Raw genomic sequence first — 22,581 nt, 5'->3', positions numbered from 1 at the left:
GCTATGAGCACATATGTGTGGACACCGACCCCCGACCACATCGAGAACGCGAACGTCACCCGGCTGGCCCGCGCCCACGGGCTCGACACGATCACACAACTGCGGGAGCGTTCGACGGCCGACATCGCCTGGTACTGGGACGCGGCGATCACCGACCTGGGGATTCCGTTCGCCACCGGATACGACTCCGTTCTGGACACCTCCGGCGGCATCGAGTTCCCCGAATGGTTCACCGGCGGCACGTTCAACGTTGTCGACGCCTGCATCGGCAGGTGGGTGGCCGAGGGCGCGGGTGACCGGCCCGCGGTCATCCATGAGGCCGAGGACGGCGCCGTCACCATACTGACGTACGCGGAGTTGGCCGACCGGGTGTCCCGGGTCGCGGCGGGACTGGTGCGGCTCGGCGTGCGGGAGGGCGACGCGGTCGGCATCTACCTGCCGATGATCCCGGAGGCGGTGATCGCCTGCTACGCGGTCGCGGGTATCGGCGCGATCCTGGTACCGCTGTTCTCCGGTTTCGCGGCCCCGGCGATCGCGTCCCGGCTCAACGACGCGGAGGTTGCCGCCGTCATCGTGGCCGACGGAACCATCCGGCGCGGTCGCGGTGTCGGGATGGCCGGCGAACTCGCCAAGGCGCTGCGCGAGACCCCTTCGGTGCGGGCCGTCGTCGCCGTCAACAACGTCAACACCGACAACCTCACCACCGACCGGCAGGCCGATCTCGAGGGGGCCGCGGTGCCGGTGACACCGTGGCGCGAACTCCTGGACGACGAGCCGCACACGTTCACCGCGTTCGGCGCGATGCACACCCTCATGCTGGGCTACACCTCCGGGACGACCGGCAAACCCAAGGGCGCGGTGCACACCCACGCCGGGTTCACCGTCAAGGTCGCCTCGGAGGTGGCCTACTCGTTCGATGTCAAGGCCGGCGACGTGTTCTGCTGGATCACCGACATGGGCTGGGTGATGGGACCGCTGTCGGCGCTCGGCACCCACGCCAACGGCGCCACTCTGGTGCTGTACGAGGGATCGCCCGACACCCCCGACCCCTATCGGCTCTGGGACCTGGTGCAGCGGCACCGGATCACCATGCTGGGCGTATCCCCGACACTGATCCGGGCACTGAAATCCTCATCGCCGCAGGAGATCACGGGCCGCGACCTGAGTTCGGTACGCACGCTGGGCTCCACCGGGGAACCGTGGGACCCGGACTCCTACGATTGGCTGGCCGACACGGTGTTCGGCGGCCGGGTGCCGGTGATCAACTTCTCCGGCGGCACGGAGGTCGGCGGTTCGTTCCTGGCGCCCTACCCGGTTGAGCCCATCCCGAGTTGCTCCCTGGGCGGTCCGTCGCTCGGCATGGACGTGGACGTGGTCGACGACGAGGGCAATCCGCTGCGCGGCTCCATCGGCGAACTCGTGTGCCGGCAACCGTGGCCGGCGATGACCCGCGGCGTGTGGCGCGACAACGAACGCTACCTGCAGTCGTACTGGTCCACCTTCGAACACATCTGGTGCCACGGTGACTACGCGCTGATCGACGGCGCCGGACAGTGGTTCATCCTCGGCCGCTCCGACGACGTGATGAACGTGGCGGGCAAACGTCTGGCCCCCGCCGAGGTCGAGTCGGTACTGACCACCCACCCCGCGGTCGCGGAAGCCGCCGCGGTTGGTATCCCGGATCCCAAGAAAGGGGAAACGGTCTGGGCATTCTGGGTACCGAATCCGGGTAGTGACACCGAAGGCGTGTCCGACGAACTCCGCACGTTGGTGGCGGCCGGTGTCGGTAAGCCGTTCGCGCCCTCGAAGGTGTGGCAGGTCGAGGCATTGCCCAAGACCCGATCTGCCAAGATTCTGCGCCGGGCGGTTCGGGCCGCGGCCATCGGCTCCGATCCGGGCGACCTGTCCAGCGCGGAGAACCCCCAAGCTGTCGCGGCGATCGCCGATGTCGTACACAACACTGGCAATCAGAATGCAGGGTAGGGGTAAGTAGATGCGCTGGGAACTGTCCGACGAGCAGGAATTGTTTGCTTCGTCTCTGAAAGAGTGGCTGACCGCCAAATATCCGGCCGAGACGGTGCGGGCATTGTTCGACGCCGCCAGGCCGGGAGACTTCACGCGCGATCTCGTGGACGAGGGCTGGTGGGGCGTCGGTTATCCGGAGGATGCCGGTGGACAGGGCGGTGGTGTGCTCGAGCTGACCCTGGCCGCTCGGGAATTCGGCCGTGCGGGGGTGCCGAACTCACAATGGCTGGCAGCTGCTATTGCCGCGCCCCTGCTGAGTGAGTCCGAATTGGCCCGCCAGATCGACGGAACACGACTGCACGCATTGGCGGTCCGTGCCGACCGGATACCTGAGTTGGGTGTGCTGGACGTCGCCGACGAACGGGTGACCGGAACGGTCGGGCATGTGCTGGGTGCGGAAGGCGCGAACGTATTGCTGGTGCCGGTAGCCGGACCGGGTGGAACGGTGATAGCCCGCGTCGAGGCCGGCGAAGGCGTATCGCTGGTGCCGGACAATCTGCTCGACCGGTCCCGGACCAGCGCCACGGCCACCTTCGACCATGCGCCCGTCGCCGGCTGGATCGATAACCCCGCCGCCCTGGATGAGATCACAGCACGAGCGGCGGTCCTGACCGCCGCCGACGCGCTCGGTGCCGCCGAACGGATGCTGGAACTGTCGGTCGTCTACAGCAAGCAGCGCAAGCAGTTCGGGCAGTTGATCGGTGGATTCCAGGCTGTCAAACACGCCGCCGCGCAGATGCTGGTGAGCGTCGAGGCCGGGTATTCGGCGACCCTGTACGCAGGTGCGGCACTGGACCATCACCTGGCCGATGCCGGCCGTATCGCGGCGGTGGCCAAAGCGCAGGTCACCGCATCTGCTGCCGCATTGGCCGATTCGGCACTCACCGTGCACGGCGCGATCGGCTACACGTGGGAACACGACCTGCACATGCTGTACAAGCGGGCCAAACTGGACCGCATTCTTTTCGGGTCGCCCGGTGCGTGGAATGAACGCATTGCCGCCGAGCTACTCGGCGCCCCAGATGCTTTAGATGCCCAGATGGCTTAGGAGAAGCGCAAGTGGATTTCGAATTGACCGAAGACCAGACCACGATTCGCGATGCGGTCGCCGAACTCGCAGCCAAGTTCGACGATCAATACTGGCAGGAGAAGGACGAGAAGCACGAATTCCCGACGGAGTTCTACAACGCCTTCGCCGAAGGTGGCTGGCTCGGCATCACCACTCCCGAGGAATACGGCGGGCACGGCTACGGCATCACCGAGGCATCGATCATCCTCGAACAGGTGGCGGCCTCGGGCGCAGGGATGAACGGCGCGAGCTCGATGCATCTGTCGATCTTCGGTATGCATCCGGTGATCGTGCACGGCAGTGACGAACTGAAGCAGAGCACCCTGCCACGTATCGTCACCGGCGATCTGCACGTGTGCTTCGGCGTGACCGAACCCGGTGCGGGTCTGGACACCACCAAGATCACCACCTTCGCCAAACGCGACGGCGACCGGTATATCGTCAATGGCCGCAAGGTGTGGATCTCCAAGGCGGTGGAGTCGGAGAAGATCCTGCTGCTCACCCGCACCCAGAAGTTCGACGAGTCACCGCGCAAGACCGACGGCCTGACGCTGTTCCTCACAGATCTCGATCGCAGCAAGATCGACATCCGGCCGATCAAGAAGATGGGCCGCAACGCGGTCACCTCCAACGAACTGTTCATCGACAATCTGGAGATCCCGGTCGAGCATCGGGTGGGCGAGGAGGGCAAAGGTTTCTACTACCTGCTCGACGGTCTCAATCCCGAGCGGATGCTGATCGCCGCCGAGGCACTCGGTATCGGCCGGGCCGCGCTGCGGGCCGGGGTGCGCTACGGCAACGACCGTGAGGTGTTCGGGCGCCCGATCGGCAAGAATCAGGGAATCGCCTTCCCCCTGGCCGACTCCCTGGCCCGGCTCGACGCGGGCGAACTCATGCTGCGCAAGGCGACCTGGCTCTATGACAACGGCAAACCCTGTGGTCGCGAGGCGAATACGGCCAAATACCTGTGCGCCGACGCCGGCTTCGAGGCGGCCGACCGGGCATTGCAGACACACGGCGGAATGGGGTACTCGGAGGAGTACAACGTCGCCCGCTACTTCCGTGAGGCCCGGCTGACGCGCATCGCGCCGATCAGCCAGGAAATGATCCTCAACTATCTCAGTTCACACGTCATGGGTCTGCCGAGGAGCTACTGATGACAGCAACATCCACCGCGAATTCACCCGTGGAGGGCAGTACCCCATTGGGTATTGAAGTATTCGGCCTGGCGGGCCGAACCGCACTGGTCACCGGCGCCGGAGGCGGTGTCGGAGCCGCGGTCGCCGAGGCGTTCGCCGCTGCCGGTGCGGCCGTGCTGGTCACCGACATCGACAGCGCGGCTGCCACGACGGTGGTCGACCGCATCACCGAACGCGGCGGCGTCGCACAGCCGTTCGTTCTGGACGTGACCGATGCGGGCAATGCCCGCGAGGCGGCCGCCGCGGCTGCGCAGCTCGGCGGCGGCACTCTGAACATCGTCGTCAACAACGCCGGCGTGATCGCGCCGGCCATGTTTCCGAAGATGGACGAGGAGCGCTTCCGCAAGGTGCTCGACACCCACCTGATGGGCACTTACCACGTCAGTCACGCGGCACTGGGGTATCTGCCCGATGACGGCAGTGGCCGCATTATCAACGTGACGTCAGCGGCCGGCCTGACCGGGACGATCGGGCAGGCCAACTATGGTGCCGCCAAGGCCGCAATTATCGGTTTGACCAAATCGCTGGCCAAAGAGCTGGCCCGGCAGTCCATCACCGTGAACGCCATCGCTCCACTGGCCGCCACGGCGATGACCGAGACGGTGCGGACGAACGAGAAGTTGGCCGCCAAGAATCTGGCTCGGGTGGCGTTGGGCCGCTGGGCATATCCGGACGAGATTGCACCGTCGTTCGTGTTTCTGGCATCTGCCGCGGCAGGCTACATCACAGGGCAGATTCTGCCCGTCGACGGCGGAACGGTGATCTGACATGGCTTCCAAGGTTTCGGGTCCGTTCGTCGGCGCGGGTCGGGAAGTGGTGATCGCCGAAGCGGTACGCACTCCCATCGGCAAGTCGCATCCGGAGAAGGGGTGGTTCCGCGACACTCACCCCAACGCTATGCTGGCCGCGTCCTACCAGGAATTGATCAGCCGCACCGGGCTCGACCCGGCCGTGGTGGAAGATCTGGTCATAGGGTGCACCGCGCCGTTCGGTGAGCAGTCGCGCAATATCGGCCGCAATGCCTGGCTGCAGGCTGGCTACCCAGCCGAGGTTCCGGCGACCACACTGGACCGCCGCTGCGGGTCGGCACAGACCTCGGTGAACTTCGCCGCCGCGCTGGTCGCTTCGGGAGTGCACGACATAGTTATCGCGGGCGGCGTGGAACACATGGGTCACGTTCCGATGAACTCTCCGGCCAAGATCAGCGAGTTGTACGGCGAACCGTGGCCCGCGGAATTGCGCGCCCGTTACGATTTCGTCGGACAGGGGGAGAGCGCGGAGCTCATCGCCGATCGCTGGGGCATCTCGCGCACCGAGATGGACGAGTTCGCGGTCCGCTCGCATGGGCTGGCCGCGGAGGCGATAGCCGAGGGACGGTTCACCGCCGAGATGGTGCCGATGGAACTCGACGGCGAAGTTCGCTACGCCGACCAGTCGGTGCGCCCGGGAACGAGTCTGGACACCCTGGCCGGACTCAAGACTGTGTTTCGCCCGGATGGTGGCCGGATCACCGCCGGCACCTCGAGCCCGATCTGTGACAGTGCCGCCGCGGTCCTCCTGTGCACCCGTGAGGCGGCGCAGCGGCACGGGCTGCGGATCCGCGCGCGGATCGCCGATCAGACCACCGTCGGCGTCGATCCGATCATCATGTTGACCGGGCCGATTCCGGCCACGCACACGCTGCTTGACCGCAACGGTCTGGTCGTCGGCGATATCGATCTGTTCGAGGTCAACGAGGCATTCTCATCGGTGGTGCTGGCCTGGCAACGGGAGCTGAAGCCCGATATGGACCGGGTGAACGTCAACGGCGGCGCCATCGCACTCGGACATGCGGTGGGTGCCACCGGTTCCCGGCTCATCGCCACGATCCTGGCCGAACTTGAGCGCCGCGACGAGGCGCTGGGTCTGGTGACCATGTGCTGTGGCGGCGGCCTGGGTACCGGCACCCTCATCGAGCGAGTGGGCTGATGGTGGACTTCGGCGGGGCACTGCGACCGGGGATGGGCGTGTGGTGGAGTCAGGCCGCCGCCGAACCCCGGCCGCTGGTCGACCGGCTGCTGGCCGCTGCCCCCGGTATCGGGCCGCTCCGTCTGTTCACCGGACTGAGCTGGAACGACCAACTGGCGCAGTCGATCTCGCCCACCGACACAATGGTCTCCTACGGCGGTCTGGGTGCGCTTCGTGAACTCGGTGCCACTGACCAGCTCGATGTGGTGCCGTGCCACTACTCGGCCCTGCCCCGGATGTTCGCCGAGCACCGACTGCCGTGCGACGCGGGTCTGCTGCAGGTGGCGCCACCGGATTCGGAGGGGATGTGCTCGCTGGGCATCGGCGTCGACTACATGGCGGATGCGATCGCGCACACGGCGCTGCTGTTCGCCGAGATCAATCGGCAGATGCCGGTGGTCGCCGGTTCCCCGCGCATCCCGTTGAGCCGCTTTCACTCCACGATCGGCACCGACCGTCCGCTGCAGGAGGAGGTGAGCCGGCCCGCGGGCGATCCGGACCGGGTCATCGCCGGGCACATCGCCGAACTCGTCGACGACGGGGACACCGTCCAGGTGGGTATCGGTTCGCTGGGGGCCGCGGTCTTCGGCGCGCTCTCCGGTCACAGCGACCTCGGTGTGCACACCGGGATGATCACCGACGGCGTCCTGTCGCTGATCGACAAGGGTGTGGTGACCGGCAGCCGCAAACAGATCGACACCGGGATGGCGGTGGCGGGCACGGCGCTGGGATCGAGCGACCTGTACCGGCGTGCGGCGCACCTGCCGCTGTTGTTCCGGCCTACCAGCTATACGCATGCGCCGCAAACCCTTTCGCAGCTATCCTCGCTGGTCGCGGTCAACTTCGCGATCGAGGTGGACCTCACCGGACAGGTGGGCGCGGAAATGAGCCGCGGCACCTACCTCGGTGCGGTGGGTGGTCAGGTCGACTTCGCCAGGGCCGCGGCACTGACCGGCAAGCGTTCGATCGTGGCGTTGCGGTCGGCGGTCCGGGGAAGGTCGTCGATCAAGGCGCGGCTCGACGAGGGTGTGGTCACCACCGCGCGGGCCGACGTCGACTGCGTGGTGACCGAACACGGCATCGCGCACCTGCGTGGACAACCACTCGCCGAGCGCCGCAGGCGGCTGATCGCCATTGCCGCACCGGAATTCCGGGAACAACTGCGGCATCAGGTGCGGGTGGCTTCGTGACTTACGTTCGTACACTCTCACTTTCAACGAAAGGTATTGATTGACATGGCAAATCGAGTAGCATTCGTCACCGGTGGAGCGCAGGGCATCGGCGAGGGGATCTCGCGCCGGCTCGGCGAGGGCGGGTTCAGGGTGGCCGTCGCCGATCTCAACATCGAAGCCGCGACGCAGACCGCCAAGGAGATCGTCGCCGCCGGCGGCCGGGCCATCGCGGTGCCGATCGACGTGACCGACACCGCCTCGGTGCGGGCCGCGGTGGAGAAGGTGACCGCCGAGCTCGGACCGATCGAGGTCGCGGTCAACAACGCCGGCTGGGACGACTTCATGAAGTTTCTCGACACCACCGAGGAGTTCTGGGACAAGATCCTCGACATCAACTTCAAGGGCGCACTGCGGGTGAACCACACGGTGGTCCCCGGGATGATCGAACGCGGTTTCGGCCGGGTCATCAACATCGGCTCCGACGCGGGCCGGGTCGGATCGTCGCTGGAGGCCGTGTACTCCGGGGCCAAGGGCGGCACCATCGCCTTCACCAAGACACTGGCCCGTGAGGTCGCCACCAAGGGTGTCACCGTCAACACGGTGTGCCCCGGCCCCACCGACACCCCGGCGCTGCGCAAGTTCGCGAACAACTCCGGCCAGGACGCCGACAAGGTGCTCGGCGGGATGACCCGCTCGGTGCCGATGAAGCGGCTCGCGCTGCCCGCCGACATCGCCGCCGCCGTGGCCTTCTTCGCCTCCGACGAGGCCGGCTACATCACCGGTCAGACCCTGTCGGTCAGTGGCGGATTGACCATGGCCTGATGGGTACCGGACCAGATCGCGGGCAGCCGTCCGATTCGGTGGAGTGGTCACGGGTCCGGCGCTACGAGGATGTCGACTACTCGCGGACCGACGACGGGATCGCGAAGATCACGATCTGTCGGCCGCAGGTGCACAACGCCTTCCGGCCACAGACCCTGATCGAGATCTCCGATGCGCTCACCCATGCCCGCGAGGATCCGTCGATCGGCGTGATCATCCTGACCGGCGAAGGGGGCCGGGCGTTCTGTTCGGGCGGCGACCAGCGGGTACGTGGTGACACCGGATATCTCACCGAACCGGATCGGCCCGACGCGGTGGGCAGGTTCCACGTCACCGATCTGCAGGTGCAGATCCGGCGGCTGCCCAAGCCGGTGGTGGCGATGGTGGCCGGGTACGCGATCGGCGGCGGCCACGTATTGCAGATTGTGTGCGATCTGACCGTCGCCGCCGACAACGCCGTCCTCGGACAGGTCGGCCCACGTGTCGGCTCGTTCGACGGCGGATTCGGTGCGGGCCTGCTCGCCGACATCGTGGGAACCCGCAAGGCCAAGGAGATCTGGTTTCTGTGCCGTCAGTACGGCGCGCAACAGGCGCTGGAGATGGGCCTGGTGAACACGGTGGTCCCGCTTGCCGACCTGGAGCGGGAGACCGTCGCGTGGTGCCGGGAGATGCTGCGGCTCTCGCCGATGGCACTGCGGCTGATGAAGGCCTCATTTCACGCCGCCGAGGACGGTTTGGCGGGCATTCAGCAACTCGCCCACGACACCAACCTGCTGTTCTACGCCTCCGACGAGGCGAGGGAGGGGCGGGAATCGTTCAAGGCCAAACGGGAACCGGATTTCAGCCGATTCCCGCGCCGGTCCTGACCGGCTGTCGACAAGGAGCCATGTGATGACGACTTTCGGGGTCAACGCGTTCGGGGTCGGTCGCGGCCGGAACCGGTACGACTCGATGCTGGCGCTGGCGCGGGAGGCCGAGGACGCGGGCTGTGCGGCGGTGTGGCTCAGCGAGTTGTACAGCCGGTCGGCGACGATTCCGATGGCGGTGCTGGCGGCCGGCACCACCCGGGTGCGCATCGGTACCAACATCGCCTACGGGGTGGGCCGCAGCCCGCTGATCTGGGCGGCCGAGGCCCGCGATCTGGACGAACTGTCCGGCGGCCGGATCATCATGGGCCTGGGCAACGGCACCGCGACGATGATGGAGAACTGGCACGGGGTGAGCGGCGAGGCCCCGGCGGCCCGGATGGCAGAACTGCTGACGGTGCTCAAGGCGTTGTGGAAGCTGCACGAAGGGCCCGTCCATCACGACGGCCGGTTCTATCGGGTGCACGTCACACCCACCTCCGATGTGCCCGAGCCGGTGCGTCCGGCGATCCCCGTCTGGATCGCCGGCGTGAACAAGCTGATGCTGCGGACCGCGGGCGCGCACGCCGACGGTCTGGTGGGGCACCCCATGTTCACCGCGGACTATGTCAGGGGGCCCGTGGCGGACGAACTGACGACGGGGGCGGCCACCGCGGACCGTGATCCGGCGGACGTCGCGATCATGGGCATCAAGATGTGCGCGATCAACGACGATGTCGGGCTCGCACGCCGGCAGGCGGCGTTCGCGATCGGCCAGTACGCGGCCTCGCGGGTCTATGACCGGCTCTTCGAACTGCACGGGTGGTCGGGCCCACAGCGCACGATCCGCGAGGCGGCGCGGTCGCGCGACACCGCCGGGCTGATCGCCGCGGTGACCGACGACATGATCGACACGATCGCCATCGCCTGCACCCCGGAGGAGTTCGTGGACCGCCTGGCGACGATTCCCGATGTGTTCGATCACCTGGATCTGATCGCACCGCCGTGGGGGCTGACCGACGCGCAGACGATGGAGATCAACAGATCGATCATCGCGGGCCTGCGTACCCGCACGGCGCCCGGTGCGCAGGGTCCCGATCCGTCCTAGTGCGTCTCGTCGAGCGTGATCTGGGTGCGTTCCTCCACCTGGACCACGGCCTCGGCGTATCCGTGGACGTGTTTGGACATGCGCCGCATCGCGGCGGCCGAATCCTGCGCTCGGATCGCGTCGGTGACCGTCTTGTGCGCGCGGTAGGTGGTCCGGCGCACCTGTTCGTCGACGAACGCGGTGTTCTCGGTGGAGCTGTAGATGGCCTTGGACAGCGCCGACATGAATCCGGTGAGCAGTTCGTTGTGGCTGGCGCCCGCGACGGCCAGGTGCCAGTCCACATTGGCCTGCAGGAACTGCTCCAGTGGGATGTCGAGATCGCCGACTGTCCGGTTGGCGGTGTCGAGGATCGCCAGATCTGCGTCGGTCCGGTACTTGGCCGCCAGGCCGGCGCAGGCCGGTTCGATGGCCTCGCGGGTTTCGAGCAGCGCGGTGAGCCGCAGCTGCTGGCCGCGGATCAGCAGACTCACCGAGGTCGCGACGGCGTCGCCGTCGGGCTGGCGCACGAAGGCGCCCCCCGCACGTCCGGTCTTGATGGACACCAGGCCCTGCACCTCGAGGATGCGCAGGGCCTCGCGGACGGTGGTGCGGCTCATCCTGGTCTGGTTGACCAGTTCGCGTTCGGGCGGGAGTGCGGTGCCGGCGGGAAAATCGCCGCGCAGGATCCGCTCGCGCAGGTCGCCTGCGAGCACATCGGATGCCTTGGGCACCTGCATCGGTTCAAGGCGTACGGGATGCCGGGATACGGCACCCGGTGCGGGCTCGGACATGTCCACCGACTTTCTGTGTATTTGGTCGTACCTAAATCTAACAGGAGGTGGGGAAGGTTTTGCGCGGGAACACTCCCGGCGCCGTCCACCGTATGCTAGTTTGGTCATACCAAAAGTACTATTCAACATGAGTGAGACCGAGGGAATCCGAGGGAACGGGATGGCAGACAAGCCGCAGGACGTGGTCACCTGGAAGATCGTCGCACCGGGAATCACCTCGGTGATCCTGGACAGGCCGCCGGCCAACGCGCTCGGGATACCGCTGCTCGACGGCCTGCACCAGGCGATCGATGCCGCGGAGAAGTCGGGCGATGTGAAGGTGATGATCATCTCGTCTGCGCGGGAAGGATTCTTCGCCGCGGGCGCCGACATCAAACACCTGTCCACCATCGACGCCGCCACGTTCACCGCCTACGGGAACAAGATGCGCGAGGTCAACGACCGGCTGGCGGCGTCGCCGTGGATCTCCATCGCCGCGGTGGACGGAGTGGCCCTGGGCGGCGGACTCGAACTGGCCATGGCCGCCACCCTGCGGGTGTCCGGTGCGCGCGGACGGTTCGGCCTGCCCGAGGTGAAACTCGGCCTGATCCCGGGTGCCGGCGGCACTCAGCGGCTGCCCCGTCTCGTCGGCCGTGGGCGCGCCCTCGACATCATGCTCACCGCACGGCAGGTGAAGGCCGACGAGGCCTACCGTATCGGGTTGGTCGACCGGCTCACCGACGGTGATGTATACACCGCGGCACTGGAATTCGCTCAGGAGCTGCTCGGTCCGTCGCTGCCCGCGCAACTGGCGGTCGTCCGCACCGTCGACGCGGCCGGTGATCTGCCGCTGGCCGACGGTGCCCGGGCCGAGGTCGAGCAGATTCAGGCATTGTTCACCGACGGTGAGGCGGCCGAAGGCATCGCCGCCTTCGTCGGAAAGCGCGCGCCGCGGTTCCGCTGACCGCAGATCCATCACCGAAACGAAATCGCCGAGCATAAGCCGGGAAAGCCCGTGACATCGGGAGTGCCCAGGACACCGGGAGTGCCACTGTGAAAGTCACCGAAACCACCTACGAAACCCTGCTCGTCGACGAAGTGAAACCGGGAATCGTCGTCGTCACCCTGAACCGTCCCGACCGGTTCAACGCGATGACCGACACCATGTTCGTCGAACTGGAGGCGTTGGCCTGGGCGCTCGACGCCGAGGACACCCTGCGGGTGATGATCCTGACCGGCACCGGCAAATCCTTCTGCCCCGGATACGATCTCGCCGACGCCGACGATCTGCCCGGGCTCGGCGCCATCGGCATGCTCGACCAGCAGGAACGGGCCGCGCGGGCGCTGTCGGCGATCCGCGGCCTGCATGTGCCGGTGATCGCCGCAGTCAACGGTCCGGCCGCCGGCGGCGGCTTCTCCCTGGCACTGCAGGCCGACATCCGGCTCGCCTCCCCGGAGGCCAAGTTCAACGCCGCGTTCGTCCGGATCGGGCTCTCGGCCGGCGATCTGGGTACCTCATGGCTGCTCACCAGGCTCATCGGCCCGGCCCACACCAGCGAGATCTGTTTCACCGGAAGGGTTGTGGACGCGGCCGAGGCCGAACGGCTCGGCATCGTGAACGCGGTGGCGCAGGACGTGGTGGCCGATGCGATCGCCCTGGCCGAGAAGATCACCACCAATTCGCCGGGCGGGGTGAAGATGTCCAAGCGGGCGCTGCAGGCCAACATGGAGGTGGGGTCGTACGCCGCCGCGCTGGAACTGGAGAACCGGGGCCAGGCGCTGCTGACCCGGAGCCTGGACATGGCCGAGGCGCTGGCCGCCTTCAAGGAACGGCGCCCACCTGTTTTCGTCGGCAACTGACCACCATCACACATCGCCAGGCATAAGACAGCGATGCACAAGACAGCGAGGCGCAAGATAATGGCGACAGCATTTCCGGAACTCGAAACGCTGACCTTCGAGGAGGCCGAACCCGGGATCGGGATCCTCCGGATGAACCGGCCCGGGCGGGCCAACTCCCAGACCGTCACCATGTTCAGGGAATACCTGGTCGTCGGACGGGCGTTGCGCGACAGCGGTCTGCGCGCCCTGATTGTCACGGGCACCGGGACCCGGGCGTTCTGCGCGGGATTCGATATCGACGAGGTACACGTGCTGACCGAGATGGGCGCCGGCGAGTTCATGAGGTTCCAGGAGACCGCCACCGGCGGTATCGCGTCGATCCGGCATCTGCCGTTCCCGGTGATCGCCGCCATCCACGGGCCTGCCACAGGTGGCGGGATGGCGCTGGCGCTGGCCGCGGACATCCGGCTGGCCGCGCCGACCATGAAGATCAGCGCCGCCTTCGTCCAGGTGGGCCTGTCGTTCGGTGAGCTGGGCACCTCCTACAATCTCGCCCGGCTGATCGGTCCCGCGCGCGCCGCGGAGATCGGTTACACCGCACGCGTGGTCGAGGCCGAAGAGGCCGAACGGATCGGATTGGTCAACCGCATCGTCCCGACCGAACAGCTCCTGGACGAAGCGCTGTCGACAGCACGCCAGATCTCCCTGAACTCTCCTGCCGGAGTGCGCTTTTCCAAACGCGCTATCCAGCGGAACACCGAGATCGGCTCGTACGAGGCTGCACTGGAACTGGAGAATCGGGGCCAGGCGCTGCTGACCCGCACCGAGGACATGCCCGAGGCACTGGCGGCGTTCAAAGAACGCCGGCCGGCGGTCTTCGCCGGAAAGTGAGTGTGGCGTGAGCTGGGACTGGGCCGGAGAATCGCTCGCCGCGCTGACGGGCTTCCTCAATGATCGGGACCTGCTGTCGGGGCCGGTCACCACCCGGCGGATCGGCGACGGTCATTCCAATCTGACCTTCCTGGTGGGCGACGGCCGTCGCAGTGTCGTGGTGCGCCGCCCGCCGCCGCCACCGATCCCGCCCGGCGCCAACGACATGCTGCGTGAGGCGCGGCTGCTGGCGGCGCTGGCGTCCACCGCAGTGCCGGTGCCGCGGGTACTCGCCGTCGCCGACGCCGGCGAGGTCATCGACGTGCCGCTGTATGTGATGAGTTTCGCGCCGGGGCCGGTGGTGACCGACCGCACCCCCGCGCCGCTGGACACACCCGGGCAGCGGAAGCTGATCGGGCACAGCCTCATCGATACTCTCGCCGAGCTGCACCGGGTGGACCGGCATGCCGCCGGTCTGGACGATCTGGGCCGGCCCGAGGGCTTCAATGTCCGGCACCTACGGCGAATGCGTGGACTCATCGCCGACGACAACGGCGATCTGCCGGCGGATTTCACGGCGGTCACCGACTGGCTGGCCGCGCACACGCCGACCGAGTCCGGTGCCACGCTCATCCACTGCGACTACCGGATCGGCAACGTGATCCTCGCCCCCGGCACGCCGGGCCGGATCGCGGCGGTCCTGGACTGGGAACTGGCCACCGCCGGTGATCCGCTGTTCGACGTCGGCTACCTGTTGGCCACCGTGCCCGAACCGGGCCGCCCGCTCAACCCGACGGCAGAGCTGAGCGTGGCCCTGCTCGAGGACGGATATCCATCAAAAAACGAACTTGCCCAACGATATAGCGAACAGACCGGGCGTGATCTGCGCAATCTGGGATGGTACACCACCCTTGCGCTGTGGAAGCTCGCCGTGCTCTACGAATACAGCCGGCGGCGTGTCCACGACGGCATCGGCGACCCCTACTATGCCGACCCCGCACTGGTACGTCGATTCCTCGACGATGCCCGCCGGGCGGCCGGACTCGCGGAGGTTCACCGATATGGCTGAGCAGGCCGAATTTCACGATGCGCTCATCGGCCCGGAACGGACCGATCTACCGGCCGGCTTCTTCGACCGGTTCATGTTCAACATGCATCCGGTGGAGGTGGCACCCGGGTCTCCGTCGATCATCCTGGGGTTCGGCATCTATCCGCCGAAGGACACCACCGACGGCTTTCTGGTGTACGCCGACGGAGCCGAGCAGCGCAATCTGCGCTTTGCCGGTGAACTGGGCGTGACAGGCCGCACCGGCGCCGGTCCGTTGCGCTACGACGTGGAGATCCCGAACGAACGGTGGCGATTGACGCTGGCCGCCAACGATATCGGTGTCGACGGTGAGATCGTCTGGCGGTCGAGGACCCCGGCGTGGTGGGGTGAGGTGGCCGTCGACAACGCCACCTCCACGCGAACCGCGTTCGATCATCTCTTCCAGTCCGGTACCTACACAGGGACTCTGCGCGTCGACGGCGCGGAGGTTTCCCTCGACGGCTGGTACGGGCAGCGTGACCGGTCGCGTGGGGTGCGGACGATGGCCGGCGGTCAGGGACTGCACATCTGGTTCCAGGCACAGTTTCCGGAGTTCTCGATCGGCTTGCTGCTGGTGGAGACCCGGACCGGAGAGCGGCTACTGCTGGAGGGCGCGGTGATGCATGTGGCCGGGCACCTCGATCCGATCACCGGCGTGCGGCACGCATTGACGTTCGACGACGGACTCGACCTGACCGGCGGCCATGTCGAGGTGCGGACCGAGGCCGGGCGGACATATCGCGTCCGGGCCGACCCGGCCGGCCGGGGAGGCTATATGGCGGGTGCGGGATACGGTGGACACCACGGCAATTCGCGTGGAGCCGACCACGTCGAGAGTGATCGGTACCCGCTGGACGGATCGGTGTCGCCCCGCACCCTGGATTCGGCCCTCACCGACCGCCTGTGTGCCTTCGAGCTCGATGGCACACAGGGGTCGGGGATTTTCGAGTTCGCATTGACCCGAAGCCGCAGCTACACCTACCGACGTACGCTATAAGTAGTGAGCCACGACGACGAACGGTTTCGATCCGAGGATGGGTCGAAACCGTTCGTCATCGCGCTGCGGGGGTTCAGCCGACGGGCGTCGGTGAGGGTCCCGTCGGGACCTGTGCACCGTCCCGCTCCGCTGCCTCCTCCCGGTCGAGTTCCTTGAGCATGAACCATGCCGTGCCGACCAGGTAGAAGCCCCAGATCGCCATCGGCAGATAGAATCCGAGAAGTCCGTTGTAGGCGAAAGGACCGCTCTTGAAGAAGGCGGGGCCCGCAGCGGTCATCAGCGTGACCGCCCCGGCGATCGTGAGCCAAGTCATCCAGCGCGGAACCATCGGCTCGGCGCGCTTGTCCGACAATTCCACCACGGCGGTCGACAGCATCTCGATGGACAGATAGATCCACCCGAGCAGGAAAGCGAACCACGCCCAGTCGTACCAGGCCTGGATGACATCGCCACCGTTCTCGGTCCGGTACGCAGCGGTGATCCAGGCGCAGCAATTGAAGAAGATGATCAGCGAGATGAAGATTCCGCATACACCGGTCGTGAAGGACCACAGCGGCCGCCGGCCCTCGATCTTGGACAGCATGAGACCGAACTGGATCGATCCCGGTACCAGGAGTCCGCAGGCGACGTAGAAGATGGTGCACCCGATGATGATGCCCCACCGGTGATCCTCGGTGAACCATTGTTTGATCTGCTCGGCGCTGTTGTCGCCTGGTTCAGGCTTGTAGAAGTTGGCCACGCCCAGCCAGCCGATCACGGTCAGCGCGGCGAAGATCCAGGTGCACCACAATCCGATTCGCTGTGAGCCATAACTTGTCTTGGTTTGTTGCTCTTCCATCGTTTTCTCCCTCGTAGACTGCATGTAGAAGACGCCGGAATCGGTCACCGAGGAGATGAGCAGAGGTTGACGGCATCCGGTTTATGAACTATCCGGATATGTATGGCTAGGCCGCCAAATACAATCCGATGACCCCGATGGTGACCACCGCGACCCAGCCCTCGAATACGATGCGTGCGGCTCGGGGTGCGGTGCCCAATTCCATGAAATAATTTAGCACCAGTCGAGCTTTTATTGCGGCGATCAGAATAATTCCAACGGTGCCCGCGGGCGCCGGAAATGCGTCTTTGGCCAGGAACCAGGTGGTGATGACCGTGGCAAGCATCAGGGTCAGCCAGACCACTGTCGTCGGCCGTTTCAGCAGATCGGTCACGGTCACCTCATCAGGTAGAGCAGCGGAAACAGGATGATCCACAACATGTCGACCATGTGCCAGAAGACGGCGCCCGACTCGAGTGCCAGAAAACGGTTGCTGCTCAACGTGTTCCTGCGGGTCATGTTCCAGAACACCAGCAGCATCACGGTGCCCGCGACGACGTGCATCAGATGAAATCCCGTGAGCACGAAATAGTACATGAAGAAGTCATTGGTGGCCGGGGTCAGTCCGTCGCTTATCTTGGAGGCGTATTCGACCACCTTCAGCGCGGCAAACACGACACCGCAGTAGGCCGCCGCGGGGAGCCAGCGGGAGACCTCCGGGCGCTTGTCGCGGGCGGCCCGCACCGCCATCACCACGCACCAGGAGCTTGTCAGCAGGATCAGGGTGTTGACGCCGCCGAAGGTGGGGTTGAGTACCCGGCGCGCGGTCTCGTACTCCTCAGTCGCATCGCGGCGACCGACCATGAAGGACAAGAACAAGAGCAGGAAGAAGGTCATGTCGACGCCGATGAACACCCACAGCCCCTCGACGCCGGCCAGGCGTCGAGGGGCTGAGGTTTTCGTTGTCGCGGCGGTGGTGGTCGATTCGGTCATGATCGCGGCCGGTCCAGGCGCTCTACACGCTGCGTTGTGACTTGCTCGCCGCTGACGCGGCCTTGCTGGTTTCCTTGATCTGCTGCCAGTCGGCATCGGTCAGGGAGTTCAGGCCCGCAAAGGTCCCCGGACCGGCGAGCATCTGACCGCCGTCCATCGCGACGGTCTGGCCGGTCAGATAGTCACAGGCATCCGAGAGCAGGAACATCGTCAGGTTGGCCAGCTCTTCGATGGTGCCCGCCCGGCCGGCCGGAATCTGATCGGTCTGCGTCGCCCCGACCGAACTCTTGTCGGTGGGGTTGAGCATTTCCCACGCGTAGTCGGTGGGGATGGGACCGGAGGCGATCGCGTTGACCCGGATATTGTATTTCGCCCATTCCACGGCCAATGACATGGTCATCGAATGTACGGCCGCCTTGGCCATCGCCGAGGGCACCACGTACGCCGATCCGGTCCACACCCAGGTGGTCAGTGTCGACAGGACGCTGCCGGGAAGTCCGTCGGCGATCCAGCGTTTGCCGGCGGCGTGGGTGGTGTGGAACGACCCGTTCATCACGGTGCTGGTCACCGCCTCGAAGGCGCGTGGGCTCAGATCCTTGGTCTGTGCGATGAAATTGGCGGCGGCATTGTTGACCACACCGGTCAGCGGTCCGTGATCGGCCCAGATCCGGCTCATCGTCTCGTCGACATTGGCGTAGTCGCGGACGTCGACGGTGTGAATATGAACCGAACCCGGCCGGGACGCCGACGCCTCGGCCGCCGCGTCGGCCAGGACCGCCTCGCGGCGGCCCCACAGATGCACCTGTGCGCCGTGATCGACCAGATGCCGGGCCACCCCGCGGCCCAGACCCGTACCGCCGCCGGTGATCAGGATTCTCTTGCTGGCGAGCAACTCACCTGTGAACGGGGTGGCTTTCGACGGGGTGGCTTTCGACATCGCCGAACTCACTTTCCGCGGTACTGACCGAAGTCGGGTTTGCGCTTCTCGTTGAACGCGGTGATACCTTCGCGGGCCTCCGGCGTCTCGCCGAAGATCTCCAGCGTCGAGTACGCCATCTGGCCGATGCTGACGAAATGCTCGGTGTCGGTGTTCAGCGACTGTTTGAGCACCTTGAGTGCGGTCGGGGAGAACTCCAGCATCTGGTCGGCCCACGTACGCACCTCGTTGCGCAATTCGGCGGCGGGTACGACCTTGTTGACCAGGCCCCACTCCTGGGCCTCCTCGGCCGACAGACGGCGCAGCATGAACCAGATCTCGCGGGCGCGCTTCTCGCCGACGACCCGGGCCAGATAGCCCGAACCCAGACCGGCGTCGAAGGAGCCGACCCGGGGACCGTTCTGGCCGAACTGGGCGGTGTCGGCGGCGATGGTGAGATCTGCCAGTACGTGCAGCACATGCCCGCCACCGATGGCCAGTCCGTTCACCGCGGCGATGACCGGCTTGGGGACGTCACGGATCACCCGGTGCAGGGACTCGACCTCGAACAGGCCGCTGATCGAGGGGCCGTAGTCGCCGGTCTCCATCCGCTGCTTCTGATCGCCGCCGGCGCAGAACGCCTTGTCGCCGGCTCCGGTGAGCGCGATGACACCCACGTCGCTGCTGACCCATGCGCGTTTGAAGGCCAGGATCAGTTCGTCGACCGTCTGCGCGCGGAAGGCGTTGTAGCGATCGGGGCGGTTGATGGTGATCCAGGCGAGCCCGTTGTCGACTTCGTAGGTGATGTCGGTGAATTCGGTCATCAGACTTCGGCGTCCTCTCGTGTCACGGCTAGTCCTATTGTTTTGGACTGACCATTTGCATGACAGTACCGTTTCTGTCGCCGGGGGCGCAAGGGTGTGCGGGCGCGTGGTGGTTCGCTGAGGTCACGGGTAATCCGGCGCGGAAGTGTATGCTGGCGGCTTGACCTGTCACCGACGGACAGGGTTGAGGGGTCCCCGCCGGTGCGGTGGTGGCCACTGCCAAGAACCATTCGGTGAGCAGAGGGCAGGTTGCGCCCACACTGGGTGTTTACCTAGGGTCAGCAAGACATTCCCTGTGGGTGCACCGTATCCACGAACGCTTGTGGCGGCCGGAGGCCGCCGACGCCGGCACAGCCATCAGGTGTCCGCGGATCTGTGAGGAGGGCGCCGTGACGGGTGCGAGAGGATCTGTCGACGGCGCCGCAGCTGCCTCCGATGCCGGCTCCGGCCGTGCGGTATGGGGTGCCCTGGGTAGGCTGCCGCGCGGTGTCACCGCGGTGATGAGGTACTTCGTCGCCCCTCGCTGGTGGGTGGAGATCCTCGTCCTCGGTGCGCTGTACGGAATCTATTCGATGATCCGCAACATGGCCGACGGCGACGTGGGCGTGGCATTCAAGAACGGCCGCGACATCCTGGCCTGGGAGGACGAGTTCGGCCTGGCGTTCGAGCGCTGGCTCAACGAGTTCGTCAACGACACCCCGCCCGTGGCCGCACTCAGCGCGCTCGAATACGCATCGCTGCACTTCATCGTCACCCCGGGCGTCCTGATCTGGTTGTTCGTGGCGCATCGCAACAGGTACCGGCTGATGAGTTCGGTGCTGGTGTTCACCACCGGGTTCGCCCTCATCGGCTTCTACACGATGCCGACGGCGCCGCCGCGGATGCTCGCCGACGAACGCTTCGTCGACATCATGGCCAAGACCGGCTCATGGGGCTGGTGGCCGGAGTCGGGTGCGCCGGGATCGGATGCCGTCTCCAACCAGTTCGCCGCCATGCCGTCGCTGCACTGTGCATGGGCCACCTGGTGCGGCATCATGCTCGTGCACTTCGGCCGCAGACACTGGGTACGGGTGCTCGGCTGCCTCTACCCGTTCACCACCTTCTTCGTGGTGATGGGCACCGGCAATCACTACTTCATCGACGTCGTCGCCGGGCTGGGGACCCTGCTCGTCGGAGCTCTCGCCGCCTACGGCATGCGCTACCTGTGGCGGCGGTATCTGGCGTCGCCGCTGAGCGGGATCACTTGGCGGGATGTCACCGCCGGTGACACGGCGGACATCCGGCCCGGACGGGTATCCCTGCACAAGCCGGAGCGGTCCGCGCGCAACCTGTCCGGTCGCGATCCTTCCGGTCGCGATCCGTCAGAACACGATCCTTCGGGCGGGGATCGGTCGGCGGGGGATCTTTCAGGAAGTGTCCCGGCCGAACGGGTTACGCCGGAGCCGTGAGCATCCTGCACCAGAGTCCCCGATTCCGGCGCGCATGGTTGCCGCTCGGGACCGCGGTCGTGGCCAGCATCGCGCTGCTGCTGGTCAGCCCGGCGCTGTCCGACCTGCAGGCCGCCCTCGCCCGTGAGGACGCCGCACGCTCGGGCGTGGGCCTGGCGTACTGGTTCGGCTGGTACGGCGGGGTCTCGCCGGGCAGTTACTCCCTGATCGTGCCGTCGTTGTCGACGCTGATCGGCTCCCTGCCGCTGCTGTGCGCGGCGACTATCGGCATCGCGGCGCTGGCCTACCCGCTGTCGCGGTCGGCGGCCCATCCGACGATGCTGGCATGGGCCATCGCGGGCGCGGCGGTCCTGAACATGATGTCCGGGCGGGTCGCGTTCGCGGTGGCGGCGGCCATCACCCTGGCCGGTGTGGTGCTGATCCAGCGGCGAATGCTCGTCGTGGGTGCCGCCGTGCTGGTGCTCGGTGGTTGCGCCAGCGCATTGGCCCCGGCGTTCATCGGTCTGGCCGTGGTGCCGTTCGTGGTGCGGTCGCTGCACGACGGCGGTCGGCTGGTATGGCATCACACCGGGGTACCCGCCGCCGATCCACCCGTCGTGAGCAGACCCGATCCCGCGTTATGGGCATTGCTGATCGGTTCGGGTATCGGCGTGCTCGTCCCGTTCGCCCTGTTCGGGGCACCCGGGTCACAGGTGTTTCCGGCCACCACGCTGTTCTGGTGTGTGCTGATCGGTGTGGGCGCCTGGATCGCGCTCAGACCCGAACGCGGGGGACCGGGGGCCGGGGCCCCGGACGGCGACGTCGATTCGGCCGCGAACGTGGTACGCGAGACCGCCGTGTGGATCGCTCCGCTGGCGCTGGCCGTGGCTCTCGCGCTGTTCCTGATCCCCACCGGCATCGGTTCCAACCTCAGCCGATTCTTCTGCTTCGTGCTGCCGTGCCTGGTGCTGTACTTCTCCCGCAGACCGGTGCGGTTCCTGGCGATCGCGCTCGCCCCGGCACTGGTGTACTCGGTGTTCGTGGCCACCGCCGACCAGATCGCGGCCGCCGACGTCGACGACCCGGAAATCTCGTACGCGCCGCTGGTGGAGCAGCTCGAGCGGATTCCCGGTATGGCCAACCATCGCGTCGAACTTGTCGACGCCGGCACCCACGCCGGGTCGCATATGGTGGCCAAGACGGTGAAGCTGGCGCGCGGCTGGGAGAACCAGTCCGATGCCCGGTACAACCCGATCTTCTATGAGACCGATGCCCTGACCGCCGGCAGTTACCGGCTGTGGCTCTCGGACAACGCGGTCGCCTACGTCGTGGTGTCGGCCGCACCCATGCGGCAGATGAAGGCCGAGGCCGAACTGATCGGGTCGGGCCTGCCGTACCTGAGGCGGACGTGGAGCAACGACGACTGGACGCTCTACCGGGTCGCCGAGCCCACCGCCATCGTGCCCGAACCGCTCCGACTCGTGGAGGAGTCGCCGTCGCAGATGGTGATCGAGGTACCGGCGGCCGCCTCGTACCAGATCCGTATCCGGCCCAACCGCTATCTCACGGCGCGTGACGCGGCCGACGCGACGATCACAGCGTGCGTGAGCGCCACCGTCGACGGATGGACGGAGATCCGCGCCCCGGCACCGGGGCGCTACGTGCTGGCCGGCGACTTCAGCTGGCGGGGGGTGCTGTCGGGCGAGGCCGCGCAGTGTCCGGAGAGTTGACGATGACACTGACCCGGTGGATCGGTGCCGGACTGATCGTCGGTGGCATCCGAGTAGTGGCGCACATGTGACGACGACACCT

Annotated in this window: 22 protein-coding genes; 16 read left to right on the top strand and 6 right to left on the bottom strand. The window is 66.5% G+C overall.

What is annotated here, in order from left to right; genetic code table 11:
• Positions 1-3: 3 nt before the first annotated feature.
• The 9 genes from GII31_RS19265 to GII31_RS19225 are packed head-to-tail and all read left to right on the top strand — an operon-like array spanning position 4 to position 10,247.
• Positions 4-1,983 (top strand): AMP-binding protein, encoded by a 1,980-nt coding sequence (locus GII31_RS19265; protein WP_213244973.1) that lies wholly within the window; start codon positions 4-6, stop codon positions 1,981-1,983.
• Between the two features lie 10 nt (positions 1,984-1,993).
• Positions 1,994-3,073, top strand: coding sequence for an acyl-CoA dehydrogenase family protein (locus tag GII31_RS19260; protein ID WP_213244972.1), 1,080 nt, complete (start codon positions 1,994-1,996; stop codon positions 3,071-3,073).
• Positions 3,074-3,084: 11 nt separating this feature from the next.
• Positions 3,085-4,251 carry an acyl-CoA dehydrogenase family protein gene (locus GII31_RS19255; RefSeq protein ID WP_213244971.1) on the top strand — a complete coding sequence of 389 codons (1,167 nt, stop codon included), beginning with the start codon at positions 3,085-3,087 and terminating at the stop codon, positions 4,249-4,251.
• A complete protein-coding gene (locus GII31_RS19250) occupies positions 4,251-5,060 on the top strand; it encodes an SDR family NAD(P)-dependent oxidoreductase (RefSeq protein ID WP_213244970.1) in 810 nt (269 codons plus the stop codon). Before GII31_RS19255 ends, GII31_RS19250 begins: the two co-directional genes overlap by 1 nt.
• A gap of 1 nt (position 5,061) precedes the next feature.
• Positions 5,062-6,261: a thiolase family protein gene (locus GII31_RS19245; protein ID WP_213244969.1), complete on the top strand. Its 1,200-nt coding sequence runs from the start codon at positions 5,062-5,064 to the stop codon at positions 6,259-6,261.
• The gene (locus GII31_RS19240) at positions 6,261-7,490 is read left to right on the top strand and encodes an acetyl-CoA hydrolase/transferase family protein (RefSeq protein ID WP_213244968.1); all 1,230 of its coding nucleotides are present in this window, start codon (positions 6,261-6,263) and stop codon (positions 7,488-7,490) included. Before GII31_RS19245 ends, GII31_RS19240 begins: the two co-directional genes overlap by 1 nt.
• 45 nt (positions 7,491-7,535) lie before the next feature.
• Positions 7,536-8,294, top strand: a complete 759-nt coding sequence (locus tag GII31_RS19235; RefSeq protein ID WP_213244967.1) for an SDR family NAD(P)-dependent oxidoreductase — start codon at positions 7,536-7,538, stop codon at positions 8,292-8,294.
• Complete coding sequence (menB, locus tag GII31_RS19230; RefSeq protein WP_213244966.1) at positions 8,294-9,160, top strand: 1,4-dihydroxy-2-naphthoyl-CoA synthase; 867 nt, start codon at positions 8,294-8,296, stop codon at positions 9,158-9,160. The genes GII31_RS19235 and menB overlap by 1 nt, the downstream gene beginning before the upstream one ends.
• A 25-nt stretch (positions 9,161-9,185) precedes the next feature.
• Positions 9,186-10,247, top strand: coding sequence for an LLM class flavin-dependent oxidoreductase (locus GII31_RS19225; RefSeq protein ID WP_213244965.1), 1,062 nt, complete (start codon positions 9,186-9,188; stop codon positions 10,245-10,247).
• Here the strand turns inward: GII31_RS19225 and GII31_RS19220 are convergent.
• Positions 10,244-11,017, bottom strand: a complete 774-nt coding sequence (locus GII31_RS19220) for a FadR/GntR family transcriptional regulator (RefSeq protein WP_213244964.1) — start codon at positions 11,015-11,017, stop codon at positions 10,244-10,246. The two genes, GII31_RS19225 and GII31_RS19220, sit on opposite strands and share 4 nt — an antisense overlap.
• Positions 11,018-11,177: 160 nt before the next feature.
• Between GII31_RS19220 and GII31_RS19215 the strand changes: the two genes are divergently transcribed.
• The 5 genes from GII31_RS19215 to GII31_RS19195 all read left to right on the top strand — a co-directional run bounded on the left by GII31_RS19215 (position 11,178) and on the right by GII31_RS19195 (position 15,792).
• Positions 11,178-11,960: an enoyl-CoA hydratase/isomerase family protein gene (locus GII31_RS19215; protein WP_213244963.1), complete on the top strand. Its 783-nt coding sequence runs from the start codon at positions 11,178-11,180 to the stop codon at positions 11,958-11,960.
• 89 nt (positions 11,961-12,049) lie between these two features.
• Positions 12,050-12,856: an enoyl-CoA hydratase/isomerase family protein gene (locus tag GII31_RS19210; RefSeq protein WP_213244962.1), complete on the top strand. Its 807-nt coding sequence runs from the start codon at positions 12,050-12,052 to the stop codon at positions 12,854-12,856.
• 60 nt (positions 12,857-12,916) lie between these two features.
• Entirely contained in the window at positions 12,917-13,729 is an 813-nt protein-coding gene (locus GII31_RS19205) for an enoyl-CoA hydratase/isomerase family protein (protein ID WP_213244961.1), read from the top strand.
• Positions 13,730-13,736: 7 nt separating this feature from the next.
• Positions 13,737-14,777 carry a phosphotransferase family protein gene (locus GII31_RS19200; RefSeq protein ID WP_213244960.1) on the top strand — a complete coding sequence of 347 codons (1,041 nt, stop codon included), beginning with the start codon at positions 13,737-13,739 and terminating at the stop codon, positions 14,775-14,777.
• A complete protein-coding gene (locus tag GII31_RS19195; protein ID WP_260840116.1) occupies positions 14,770-15,792 on the top strand; it encodes a DUF7064 domain-containing protein in 1,023 nt (340 codons plus the stop codon). The genes GII31_RS19200 and GII31_RS19195 overlap by 8 nt, the downstream gene beginning before the upstream one ends.
• 73 nt (positions 15,793-15,865) lie before the next feature.
• Here the strand turns inward: GII31_RS19195 and GII31_RS19190 are convergent, their stop codons facing one another.
• The 5 genes from GII31_RS19190 to GII31_RS19170 form a co-directional block, all read right to left on the bottom strand.
• The gene (locus GII31_RS19190; RefSeq protein WP_213244958.1) at positions 15,866-16,630 is read right to left on the bottom strand and encodes a hypothetical protein; all 765 of its coding nucleotides are present in this window, start codon (positions 16,628-16,630) and stop codon (positions 15,866-15,868) included.
• Between the two features lie 106 nt (positions 16,631-16,736).
• Positions 16,737-17,003 (bottom strand): cytochrome C oxidase subunit IV family protein, encoded by a 267-nt coding sequence (locus GII31_RS19185; RefSeq protein ID WP_213244957.1) that lies wholly within the window; start codon positions 17,001-17,003, stop codon positions 16,737-16,739.
• Positions 17,004-17,005: 2 nt separating this feature from the next.
• Positions 17,006-17,602, bottom strand: a complete 597-nt coding sequence (locus GII31_RS19180) for a cytochrome c oxidase subunit 3 (protein ID WP_213244956.1) — start codon at positions 17,600-17,602, stop codon at positions 17,006-17,008.
• 22 nt (positions 17,603-17,624) lie between these two features.
• Entirely contained in the window at positions 17,625-18,539 is a 915-nt protein-coding gene (locus GII31_RS19175) for an SDR family oxidoreductase (RefSeq protein WP_213244955.1), read from the bottom strand.
• Between the two features lie 8 nt (positions 18,540-18,547).
• The gene (locus GII31_RS19170) at positions 18,548-19,342 is read right to left on the bottom strand and encodes an enoyl-CoA hydratase-related protein (RefSeq protein ID WP_213244954.1); all 795 of its coding nucleotides are present in this window, start codon (positions 19,340-19,342) and stop codon (positions 18,548-18,550) included.
• A gap of 389 nt (positions 19,343-19,731) precedes the next feature.
• On the opposite strand from GII31_RS19170, the gene GII31_RS19165 reads away from it, so the two are divergent.
• Together GII31_RS19165 and GII31_RS19160 are read left to right on the top strand one after the other, a co-directional pair.
• Positions 19,732-20,790, top strand: coding sequence for a phosphatase PAP2 family protein (locus GII31_RS19165; protein ID WP_246221954.1), 1,059 nt, complete (start codon positions 19,732-19,734; stop codon positions 20,788-20,790).
• A complete protein-coding gene (locus GII31_RS19160) occupies positions 20,787-22,499 on the top strand; it encodes a hypothetical protein (RefSeq protein ID WP_213244953.1) in 1,713 nt (570 codons plus the stop codon). Before GII31_RS19165 ends, GII31_RS19160 begins: the two co-directional genes overlap by 4 nt.
• Positions 22,500-22,581: the final 82 nt, after the last annotated feature.

Source organism: Gordonia pseudamarae (assembly GCF_025273675.1).
GTDB classification, from domain to species: Bacteria; Actinomycetota; Actinomycetes; order Mycobacteriales; family Mycobacteriaceae; genus Gordonia; species Gordonia pseudamarae.
Note: the sequence above shows the minus strand (reverse complement) of the source record. Positions and strands in the feature narration are given on the sequence as shown.

Bases quoted from the DNA above. Each gene is read 5' to 3' on its own strand.
- GII31_RS19265 (WP_213244973.1), top strand. From the start codon at position 4: ATGAGCACATATGTGTGGACACCGACCCCCGACCACATCGAGAACGCG.
- GII31_RS19260 (WP_213244972.1), top strand. From the start codon at position 1,994: ATGCGCTGGGAACTGTCCGACGAGCAGGAATTGTTTGCTTCGTCTCTG.
- GII31_RS19250 (WP_213244970.1), top strand. From the start codon at position 4,251: ATGACAGCAACATCCACCGCGAATTCACCCGTGGAGGGCAGTACCCCA.
- GII31_RS19245 (WP_213244969.1), top strand. From the start codon at position 5,062: ATGGCTTCCAAGGTTTCGGGTCCGTTCGTCGGCGCGGGTCGGGAAGTG.
- GII31_RS19240 (WP_213244968.1), top strand. From the start codon at position 6,261: ATGGTGGACTTCGGCGGGGCACTGCGACCGGGGATGGGCGTGTGGTGG.
- GII31_RS19235 (WP_213244967.1), top strand. From the start codon at position 7,536: ATGGCAAATCGAGTAGCATTCGTCACCGGTGGAGCGCAGGGCATCGGC.
- menB (WP_213244966.1), top strand. From the start codon at position 8,294: ATGGGTACCGGACCAGATCGCGGGCAGCCGTCCGATTCGGTGGAGTGG.
- GII31_RS19225 (WP_213244965.1), top strand. From the start codon at position 9,186: ATGACGACTTTCGGGGTCAACGCGTTCGGGGTCGGTCGCGGCCGGAAC.
- GII31_RS19220 (WP_213244964.1), bottom strand. From the start codon at position 11,017: ATGTCCGAGCCCGCACCGGGTGCCGTATCCCGGCATCCCGTACGCCTT.
- GII31_RS19215 (WP_213244963.1), top strand. From the start codon at position 11,178: ATGGCAGACAAGCCGCAGGACGTGGTCACCTGGAAGATCGTCGCACCG.
- GII31_RS19205 (WP_213244961.1), top strand. From the start codon at position 12,917: ATGGCGACAGCATTTCCGGAACTCGAAACGCTGACCTTCGAGGAGGCC.
- GII31_RS19195 (WP_260840116.1), top strand. From the start codon at position 14,770: ATGGCTGAGCAGGCCGAATTTCACGATGCGCTCATCGGCCCGGAACGG.
- GII31_RS19190 (WP_213244958.1), bottom strand. From the start codon at position 16,630: ATGGAAGAGCAACAAACCAAGACAAGTTATGGCTCACAGCGAATCGGA.
- GII31_RS19180 (WP_213244956.1), bottom strand. From the start codon at position 17,602: ATGACCGAATCGACCACCACCGCCGCGACAACGAAAACCTCAGCCCCT.
- GII31_RS19175 (WP_213244955.1), bottom strand. From the start codon at position 18,539: ATGTCGAAAGCCACCCCGTCGAAAGCCACCCCGTTCACAGGTGAGTTG.
- GII31_RS19170 (WP_213244954.1), bottom strand. From the start codon at position 19,342: ATGACCGAATTCACCGACATCACCTACGAAGTCGACAACGGGCTCGCC.